General features: G+C 40.8%; 2 protein-coding genes. Both read left to right on the top strand.

All coding sequences use genetic code 11. From position 1 onward, the window contains the following. Positions 1–302: 302 nt before the first annotated feature. Positions 303–8666 carry a non-ribosomal peptide synthetase gene (locus O9295_RS04175; RefSeq protein ID WP_288031931.1) on the top strand — a complete coding sequence of 2788 codons (8364 nt, stop codon included), beginning with the start codon at positions 303–305 and terminating at the stop codon, positions 8664–8666. A 15-nt stretch (positions 8667–8681) separates the two neighbouring features. After that, the coding region (locus tag O9295_RS04170; RefSeq protein WP_288031929.1) for a non-ribosomal peptide synthetase at positions 8682–11014 on the top strand (2333 nt) is incomplete at its 3' end.

Genomic DNA, 11014 nt, shown 5'->3' with positions numbered 1-11014 from the left:
AATCCCACTCGTCAGAGACGGGAATTATCGCTTTAAGGGAACTGGGAACGGGGAAAAAAGCATTGTACCCCATGACTCTGAATACCGCCATCAACTACTATTTAGGGAAAAGGTTAAGTAGTCGGACATAAATTCTGTTGTCTATCTTAAGAAATGTAAATTGCCGCAATTCTTACTGACTCCTGACTTGAAAGTGGCAAGTGGCAAGTGGGGAGAATACACAAAAGCTGTCTCCTGTCTCCTGTCTCCTGACTCCTTACCCTACAGTTAACTTTACTTTTGTCCAACTACTTAGAACAGCAATGGAAGCACATCTGGTTTCAATTGATTACCAAATTCGGCAACTTCAAGAAATAGATCCAGTAACTACTCTATTTGGTAATGTAAGTCAGAATAAAACCGGGGAGCAAGATAGCGTTATTGAAGTTATCTCTACAGATTTACAGGAAAAAATCAACAGTTTAACGGCAAACAATTCCGTTAATAAATTAGCATTTTATCTGGCTGTTGTCCAGGTTTTAATGTTTAAATATACTGCTCAAGTCGAGTTTGCCACGGCTACAGCAGCTTTGAATACAGAAAAATTAGATAGCCTGATATTTTGCCGATTCAATCAACAGAATTTTAGTTCATTTAAAGATTTACTAAGAATCATTCGTAAAGATTTACAAGAAGGATATCGCCATCAAAACTATACGCTGGATAGTTTGGTCAAAACCTTGGCAGCAAGAGGAGGAAATCTAGAGAATATTTTTGACGTTGCTGTGATCAAAGAAGGACTGTGCGCCGACATTTCTTCCTTAAATCGGTTTCAATTAGTTTTTGCCATAGCAGCGGATGATAGTGGTGTTTCTGTCACTTTTATTCAAGATAAATTTCCCAGAGATTTTGTCGAGAGAATGCTAGGACATTACCGGAAAATCTTAGAAACAGTGACGAGTAATCCCGATATAGATTTGTCAGAAATTGATATATTAACGACAAAAGAACGAGAACAATTACTGAGAGATTGGAATGATACGGCCATTCAATATCCTGAAAAGCAATGGATTCATCAGCTATTTGAAGAGCAAGCCAAACTTTACCCTGAGAGAGTGGCGGTCATTTTTGAAAATCAAGAATTAACTTATCAAGAATTAAATGAAAAAGCCAATCAACTTGGTCATTACCTACAAAAATTAGGAGTAAAACCAGAGGAATTAGTAGGAATTTATCTAGAGCGTTCCTTAGAAATGGTAGTAGGATTATTGGCTGTTTTGAAGGCCGGAGGAGCTTACGTCCCCTTAGATCCTAATTATCCTCAAGAACGCCTAAGTTATCTATTAGAAGATACTGGGGTAAAAGTGATCATTACTGCGGAATCGCTGCGGGGATTGTTGGGGGAATACCGGGGAATTGTTGTTGCTTTGGATACAGATTGGCCAGCAATTTCTCAAGAAAGTCAGAACAATTGTGACAGTGGCGTAACGGGGGAAAATTTAGCCTATGTTATTTATACTTCGGGATCCACAGGTAAGCCTAAAGGCGTAATGAATAATCATAAGGGGATTAGGAATCGTTTGTTGTGGATGCAGGATACTTATCAGTTAACTAAGAGTGATGGCATTTTACAAAAAACCCCTTTTAGTTTTGATGTTTCAGTCTGGGAATTCTTTTGGCCCTTATTAGCCGGTGCAACCCTAGTGGTAGCTAAACCAGAAGGTCATAAAGATAGTACCTATTTAATACAATTGATCCAAAAGCAGCAAATCACTACCCTTCATTTTGTCCCCTCAATGTTGCGAGTGTTTCTGCAAGAACCAGAGCTAAAAGAATGTAGTTCTCTCAAGCGGGTTTTCTGTAGTGGGGAAGCTTTGTCATTAGACTTAACACAACGCTTTTTTGAGCATTTTGACTGTGAACTTCACAACCTCTACGGTCCGACTGAGGCGGCGATTGATGTGACTTACTGGCCCTGTTTGCCGGAGAATCAAAAAGCTCTAGTGAGTATTGGTCAACCAATTGCCAATACTCAGATTTATATTCTTAATCCGGATTTACAACCAGTTCCTATAGGAATTGTGGGAGAATTACACATTGGTGGCATAGGTTTAGCTCGTGGATACCTCAATCGTCCCGAATTGACGGCCGAGAAATTTATCCCTAATCCTTTTGCTAAGGTCGAAGGAGAAATAGGGGGAGAAATTAGGGCAAAATTATATAAAACGGGAGATTTAGCCCGGTATTTACCCGATGGAAATATTGAATTTTTGGGGCGTATTGACCATCAAGTTAAGATTCGAGGTTTCCGGATTGAGCTTGGGGAAATTGAAACTATACTCAGTGAACATCCAGCAGTTGAGCAAGCGGTAGTCATTGCATCGGAGACAGAAACAGGGAGTAAAACACTAATTGCTTATGTTGTGGGTCAGTCTCAAGAGGGGGAACTCTTGGCGACTTCAGAAAAAGGGCAATTATTCGATGAGCAAATCGAGCAATGGCAAAGCCTCTATAACCAAATTTACAGCCAAACATCGGCAGATTCTCAAGGGATATTTAATATTGTTGGCTGGAATAGTAGTTACACGGGGGAACCTATCCCGGTTGCTCAGATGCGAGAATGGCTAGATGATAAAGTTAAGGTTATTCTCGCTCAACAACCTAAAAAAGTTCTGGAAATAGGTTGTGGAACCGGGTTAATATTATTCCAAGTTGCTCCCCATTGCCAGTGTTATTGGGGAACCGATATTTCATCAGTAGCCTTAGACGATATTCAGCGAATTAATCAAGAAGGGCCTCAGCTAGAGCAAGTCAGGCTATTGCATAGCACAGCCGATAATTTTGAGGGTTTGGAGTCAGAAAGATTCGATACAATTATCCTTAACTCGGTTGTGCAGTATTTCCCCCATATAGATTACTTATTGCGGGTTTTAGAGGGAGCTATCAAGGTACTAACTCCGGGGGGGTGTATTTTCCTTGGAGATGTGCGAAACTTGCAACTCATGGAAGCTTTTCACGCTGATGTAGAACTTTATAAGGCTAACCCTGAGGATGCGATTAAGGATTTTAAACAGCGTGTACAGAGAAAAATTGAGCAAGAAAATGAGTTATTCATTGACCCGGATTTTTTTAGAGCAATTCAGTCCTATTTTCCTCAGATTACTGAAGTCGAGATTCATCTAGAGAGAGGTCAACACCACAACGAATTAACTCAATTCCGTTATAATGTTGTTCTGCGGATTGAAACGATTCTGGATTTTAGCACCGACTTTCCAGAATTAAACTGGACTGAACAGCAGCTGACTTTATCTGAGGTAAGAAATCAACTGGGGAAATCTGAGGGGTTAAGGGTGATAGGTGTCCCTAATTCTCGCTTGTTCAGACCTTTAAAAAGTGCGGAATTGTTGAGGAATTCTCAAGACTTGGGGACGACCGAGGAATTTAGAGCTATTAAATCGGACATTATACCAGAAAATGCCGTAGAACCTGAAGATTTTTCGGCTTTAGCTGAGGATTTATCCCTTTCGGTTTGGGTAACTTGGTCGGATACTCCAGACCGTTACGATGTGATTTTTGCCCCGCTGGAAAATTCCCGTAGAAATTACATCGCTTTTACCCCCACCCACACCGCAAAACCTGAATGGCAACTTTATGCAAATCACCCTTTAAGGTCTAAGTTAAACAGTAAACTGATTCCCCAACTGCGGAGTTATCTGCAAAACCAACTCCCAGAATACATGATACCTCATGCCTTTGTGCAATTGGATGCTATTCCTCTGACAAATAGTGGAAAAATTGACCGTCGCGCCCTACCCTCTCCAAGCTATAACAGTTTAAGGAATTCGGAGAATTTTGTAGCACCTTGTACCCCTCTTGAGGAAATTTTAGCACTGATTTGGGCTGAAGTTTTGGGCATCGAAGAGGTTGGTATTCACGATAATTTTTTTGAACTTGGGGGGGATTCGATTCGGGGCATACAAGTGATCGCTAAGGCGCGACAAATGGGTTTTCATTTTTCTTTACCCCAATTATTGCAACATCAAACCATTCAAGAATTGGCCAATTGCGTTAGCTATGAAATTGATACTTTAGGGACTGAAAAAACGGAAGTTTTTAGTTTAATTTCTCAAGAAGTTCGCCTCAATTTACCGGAGGAAGTGGAGGATGCTTATCCTCTAACTGCTCTACAATTGGGGATGATATTTCATAGTGAATATCAGGGGAATCTATCGGTGTACCATGATGTGTTTACCTATCATATTCGTGCTGATTTTAGTTTTCCCGCTTTACATAGTGCTATTCAGGAGATTGTCCAGCGGCATCCGGTATTACGAACCAGTTTCGCACTCTTTGAATATCAGGAACCCCTACAATTAGTTCACCGACAAATCGATGTTCCTTTAGGATTAGATGACCTAACCCATTTATCTCCTTCTGAACAAGATACGGCTATTGATGATTGGATTGAGCGGGAAAAAATCCGCACTTTTGACTGGAATAGTCCTCCTTTATTTCGCTTTCATCTCCATCGCCGCAGTCAGGATAACTTTAACCTAACTTTCAGTTTTCATCACTCTATTTTAGATGGTTGGAGTGTGGCTTCGTTGCTCACAGAATTGTTACAACAGTATCTCTATCTTCTCGACAAAAAAGTTCTCCCTCTCTCTCCACCTCCCGCTCTCAGTTTTAGGGATTTTGTCGCCTTAGAAAAGAAAACTGTCCAATCGCCAGAATGCCAGAATTATTGGCAAGAAAAACTCAGAGATGTGACGCTGACTAAACTTCCTCAGTGGTCGAAATCTAATCGAGTTAATCAAGATTGGGATTGGTTAGTTCCTATATCTAGTCAGGTATCTCAGGGATTAAAACAACTCGGTAAACAAGTGGGAGTCCCCCTAAAAAGTGTTTTATTGGCGGCTCATTTTCGGGTATTAAGTTTACTGAATAATCAGAGGGATATTGTTACGGGTTTAGTCTCTAATGGACGGTTAGAAGCAGCCGATGGGGAAAAGATATTAGGTTTATTTTTGAATACTTTGCCCCTACGTTTAGAGTTATCTGGAGGCCCTTGGAGCGATTTAGTTAAGCAAGCTTTTGATGTTGAAAGAGAATGCTTATCTTGGCGAAGATATCCCCTCGCTGAGTTACAAAAATCAGGTCAACCTTTGTTTGATACGGCTTTTAATTTTATTCATTTCCATGTTTATCAAGGTATCATCGGGGTGAAAGATTTAGAGGTCTTAGGAGGGAAGTTTTTTAATCAAACTAATTTTACATTGTTAGCTAATTTTAGTCTTCATCCCCTTTCATCTCAAATAGAACTTACCCTTAAATATGATGGGAATTATCTAGGGGAAAAGCAGATGGAGTTAATCGGAGGATACTACGAGAAAACTCTCATCGCTATGGCAACGGAAGGGTTAGAACGTTATGAAACTTGTTGTTTACTTTCTGAGCAAGAACAACATCAATTATTAAAAGAATGGAATGATACTGAGGTTCACTATCCGGATGGGTGTATTCATCAATTGTTTGAGGAGCAAGTTAAGCGCAGTCCTGATGCGATCGCTATTATTACAGAAAATGAACAATTAACCTACCGTCAATTAAACGAAAAAGCGAATCAATTAGGGCATTATTTAGGCAAAAAAGGGGTAAAAACGGAGTCTTTGGTGGGAATTTGCCTAGAACGGACCCCTGAGATGGTTATAGGGTTATTAGCTATTCTCAAAGCAGGGGGAGCTTATGTACCTTTAGATCCAGCTTATCCAACTGAACGCCTCAATGTTATCTTAGAAGATGCTCAAGTTTCCTTGTTGCTAACACAAGCAAAATTAGTAGAGAAATTAGGGAATTATCCAGGGAATCTGGTGATATTAGAGGCAGAAGCCAGAAATATAGCCCTAGAAAGTCCCGAAAACCTCTCTTTACCCGTAAGTTCCAGTAATACCGCTTATGTGATTTATACCTCCGGTTCAACGGGGAAACCAAAAGGGGTTGTCATTGAGCATCACAGCACCACAACCTTACTGAATTGGTCCAAGGAAGTCTTTAGCAGCGAGGAATTAGCGGGGGTTTTGGGAGCTACTTCTATTTGTTTTGATTTGTCAGTATTTGAACTATTTTTGCCCTTGGCTGTGGGGGGTAAGATTATTCTGGCCCAGAATGTTCTAGATTTGCCTAGTTTAAGTGCAGCCAAAGAGGTAACATTAATTAATACCGTACCTACAGCGATCGCTCAACTGCTGGAAATTGAGGCGATACCTGAGACTGTGCAAACGGTAAACCTCGCCGGAGAAGCTTTGTCTAATCAATTGGTCCAGAAGCTTTACCAGCAGGAGAACATTAAGAATGTTTATAATCTCTACGGTCCGTCAGAAGATACCACTTATTCCACTTTTAGCTTAGTGCCTAAAGGACACCATGGACAACCGAGTATCGGCCGGCCTATTGCCAATACTCAAGTTTATATTCTGGACTCTTTTAAGCAACCGGTTCCTCTAGGAACTATTGGTGATTTATATATCGGGGGTAAAGGGTTAGCTCGATGTTATCTGAATCAACCTGAATTAACCGCCGAGAAATTTATCTCCAATCCGTTTAGTAATGAACCCAATGCCAAACTCTATAAAACAGGAGATTTAGCCCGATATTTACCCGATGGAAATATTGATTTTTTGGGGCGGGGTGATAATCAGGTAAAATTGCGGGGTTTCCGCATTGAATTAGGAGAAATTGAGGCAACTCTAGGGACTTATCCCCAAGTTAAGCAAAAGGTGGTGAAGGTTTGGGAAGACTCCTATCGGAATAAGAGGTTAGTCGCTTATCTAGTAGGAGAAAATAGCCCGATAAATACTGAGGATTTGCGTCGTTTCTTGGGACAGAAATTGCCAGAGTATATGATTCCGGCTCTTTTTGTCTCCTTAGAAGCTCTCCCTCTGACTCCCAATGGAAAAATTGACCGTTCCAGTTTACCCCTCCCTGAGATACCTTGGACATCTGAGCAGGATTTTGTCCCCCCGCATACTCAGAAAGAAAAGATTTTGGCCAGTATTTGGCAAGATGTTCTCAGCATTAAACAAGTGAGTCGTTATGACCGCTTTTTTGAAGTTGGGGGCGATTCTATTCTCAGTATTCAGGTTGTCGCTCGCGCTCGTCAAGCCGGGTTGAAGATTACCCCTAAACAGATATTTGAATATCCTACTCTTGCTGAACTAGCTACAGTTGCCGATTATTCCACAGCCGAATTAGCTAAACAGGGTTTAGTGACGGGTATTGTGCCTCTCACTCCCATTCAACTGTGGTTTTTTGAGCAAAATCGCGCTGAAATGCACCACTTTAATCAGTCTGTCCTCTTAGAAGTTCCCCATCACCTGAAAGCTGATTTGTTAGCTCAATCTCTGAGAAAATTAATTGAACATCATGACGCTTTGCGGTTACGGTTTACTGTGGAGGAAGGACAATGGCAACAAGTTAATGAAGGAATGCCGGAGGAAGTACCTTTTGAAGTGATTGATTTGTCTTCTATTCCTCAATCTCAGCAAAGGGAAACTCTCTTAGCAATGGCAACAACTCAACAGGCAAGTTTAAACCTCTCTACTGGACTATTAATCAAGGCGGTACTATTGGAATTGGCACCCTATCAACCCAGTCGGTTACTGATTATTATTCATCACTTGGGGGTTGATGGTGTATCTTGGCGAATTTTGTTAGAAGATTTATTGATGACTTATCAACAGCTAGAAAGGGGGGAGAATGTAGAACTTCCACCTAAAACCATAGCCTTTCAGGATTGGGCGCTTCTCTTGAGGGATTATGGACAAGGGGAAAAAGCGAAAGAGCCATTAGACTATTGGTTAACTCAACCTTGGTTAGAGGCGAGAAATTTACCTGTAGATGACGAGGCTGGAAAACAATACAATACAGTAGCGACGGCAAATGATGTCACGGTGACTCTAGATGAAGAACAAACCCGGGCTCTCTTGCAAAAAGTCCCCGCTGCCTATAACACTCAAATTAATGAGGTTTTGTTAACCGCTTTAGCGGAAACTTTGACACAATGGACAGAAAATTTGACCATATCTCTTGATTTAGAAGGACACGGACGAGAAGATTTGTTCAGTGAGGTTGACTTATCGAGGACGGTAGGTTGGTTTACCAGTCTTTTTCCGGTTATTTTGCGACTCCCCCCCGAAAATCACCCCGGTGAGCGGCTCAAATCTATTAAAGAACAGTTACGAGCTATTCCTCACAGGGGAATTGGCTATGGAATTTCGCGATATTTGAGTGATGATGCTGATATTAAGTCTCAATTAGCTGAAATTCCTGCCAGAGAAGTTTTGTTTAATTATTTAGGTCAATTTGAGCAAGGACAATTGCAAAAAGGGGATTGGAAATTAGCGGATGAGTCTAAGGGGCCCAATCACAGTCTTAAGGGACATCGTAGTCATTTATTAGAGATTACGGCCAGAGTTATCGAGGGACAGTTACAAGTACACTGGACTTATAGCGATCTCATCTATGAACGTTCGACGGTAGAATATTTAGGGCGCAGCTATAAAGAAGCTTTGCTGAAATTGATTGAGCATTGTTTATCTCCTGATGCTGGGGGTTACACTCCCTCAGATTTTCCAGTAGCGCACTTGAATCAACAGGAATTAGACGATATTCTGGCAGAAATTGACTAATAAGGAGAATCTTTCATGGCAGACACAAAAAATCAACCCGCCAAAAATGTGGAGTCTATTTATCCTCTTTCCCCCATGCAGGAAGGGATGCTCTTTCATAGTCTTTATACTCCTGATTCAGGGATTTATTGTAGTCAAACTCTAATTACTCTGGAGGGAGAAATTAACCTTGCAGTTTTTAGGCAAGCGTGGGAAAAAGTTGTAGAGCGTCACTCGGTATTAAGGACTCTATTTCTTTGGGAAAAACGGGAAAACCCTCTGCAAATTGTGCGAAAAAAGGTTGATTTGCCTTGGGATTATCAAGATTGGCGCAATCTTTCCCCCACAGAACAACAACAACGTTTAGATTTATTGTTAGAAACAGAGCGTCAACAAGGGTTTGAACTCAAAGTTGCTCCTTTAATGCGCTGCTTGATGATTCAACTATCGGACCAAACTTATAAATTCCTCTGCAATCATCATCATATTATTCTGGATGGTTGGAGTATGCCTATTATTTATCAAGAAGTTTTAGGGTTTTATGAGGCAGGTATTCAAGGGAAAAGTTATCATCTTCCTTTGCCGCGTCCTTATCAAGATTATATTGTTTGGTTACAGCAGCAAAACCCATCTATTGCTGAGAGTTTTTGGCAGCGAACTCTTGAAGGGTTTATGACTCCCACCCCCCTGAGGGTGGACAGACTCCAGTTAATGAAATCTGAAGGTAAGCCGACTTATAAAGAGTATAACTGTCATTTATCGGCTTCTCACTCCAAAGACCTGCAATCTTTGGCGCAAAAGCATAATCTGACCTTATCTACTCTAGTACAGGCCGCTTGGGCGATTCTTCTCAGTCGCTATAGTGGGGAGTCAGAAGTTTTATTTGGGGTTACGGTTTCTGGTCGCCCCCATGATTTATCAGGGGTAGAACATAGGGTAGGATTATTTATTAATACATTGCCGCTGCGAGTCTCCATCAGAGAATCAGATTTATTGCTATCTTGGTTACAGGAATTACAGCAAAAGCAAGCAGAAATTCAGGATTATGCTTATGTTTCTCTGGCTGAAATACAGAGATTAAGTGATATTCCACCGGGGGTTCCCCTGTTTGAGAGTTTGGTCGTTTTTGAGAATTATCCTAGAGAAGCGTTATCGAGAGATTCTCGTCAATCCTTAAGGGTTAAGGATGTGGAGAATTTTGAGGAAACTAATTATCCTTTGACGGTGGTTGCTATTCCTAAACAGGAGTTACTGATTCAGTTAGTCTATGATACTAGCCGTTTTACTCAGGATACGATTGAACGGATGGCAGCACATTTACAGACTATTTTAACAGGGATTGTTACTGATACTCGGCAACGGGTAACACAATTACCTATATTGACAACACAAGAGCAACATCAGTTATTAGTAGAGTGGAACAATACCGAGGCAGATTATCCTTTAGATAAGTCTTTACATCAATTATTTGAGGAACAAGTTGCACAGAATCCGCAGGGAATAGCGGTTATTTTTGAAGACCAAAAATTAACCTATCAACAGTTAAATAACCGGGGCAATCAGTTAGCTCACTGTTTACGAGATAAGGGTGTAGGTCCAGAAAGTTTGGTCGGGATTTTTATGGAGCGTTCCCTAGGGATGGTCATCGGTTTATTAGGGATATTAAAAGCCGGGGGAGCTTATGTACCTTTAGCTCCGGATTATCCTACCGAGCGCTTGGGGGATATCCTCTCAGATTCGGGGGTTTCTTTGGTGTTAACTCAGGAATCTTTAGGGGATTTTCTTCCCCAAACTGGGCCCGAGTTACTGTGTTTAGATAGGGATTGGGAAAAGATAGCTACCTATAGTCCAGAAAATCCCTTCAATCTAACGACTCCTGAGAATTTAGCCTATGTTATTTATACATCAGGTTCAACGGGAAAACCCAAAGGCGTGATGAATATTCATAGAGGAATTTGTAATACTCTGAAATATACTATTGGTCATTATAATATTACCTCTGAAGAGCGCATTCTCCAAATTACTTCCTTGAGTTTTGATGGTTCAGTCTGGGAAATTTTTTCGTCTTTAATATCTGGTGCTTCTCTAGTCGTGGCTAAACCTGACGGGTATAAAGATATAGATTATTTAATAGATTTAATTGTGCAAGAACAAGTAACTTATTTCACTTGTGTTCCCTCAATATTGCGAGTTTTTCTGCAACATCCCAAGAGCAAATATTGCCACTATTTAAAACGAGTAATTGTCGGGGGAGAAGCCTTATCTTATGAACTCAATCAACGATTTTTTCAGCAGTTAAACTGTGAATTATATAACGCTTATGGACCAACAGAAGTAGCGGTTGAGACTACTATCTGGTGCTGTCAGCC

It is taken from the genome of Microcystis sp. LE18-22.4A, assembly GCF_027531105.1.
In the GTDB taxonomy this organism is placed as follows: Bacteria; Cyanobacteriota; Cyanobacteriia; order Cyanobacteriales; family Microcystaceae; genus Microcystis; species Microcystis aeruginosa.
The sequence above is the reverse complement of the archived record's forward strand: the minus strand, read 5'-3'. Positions and strand labels throughout refer to the sequence as shown.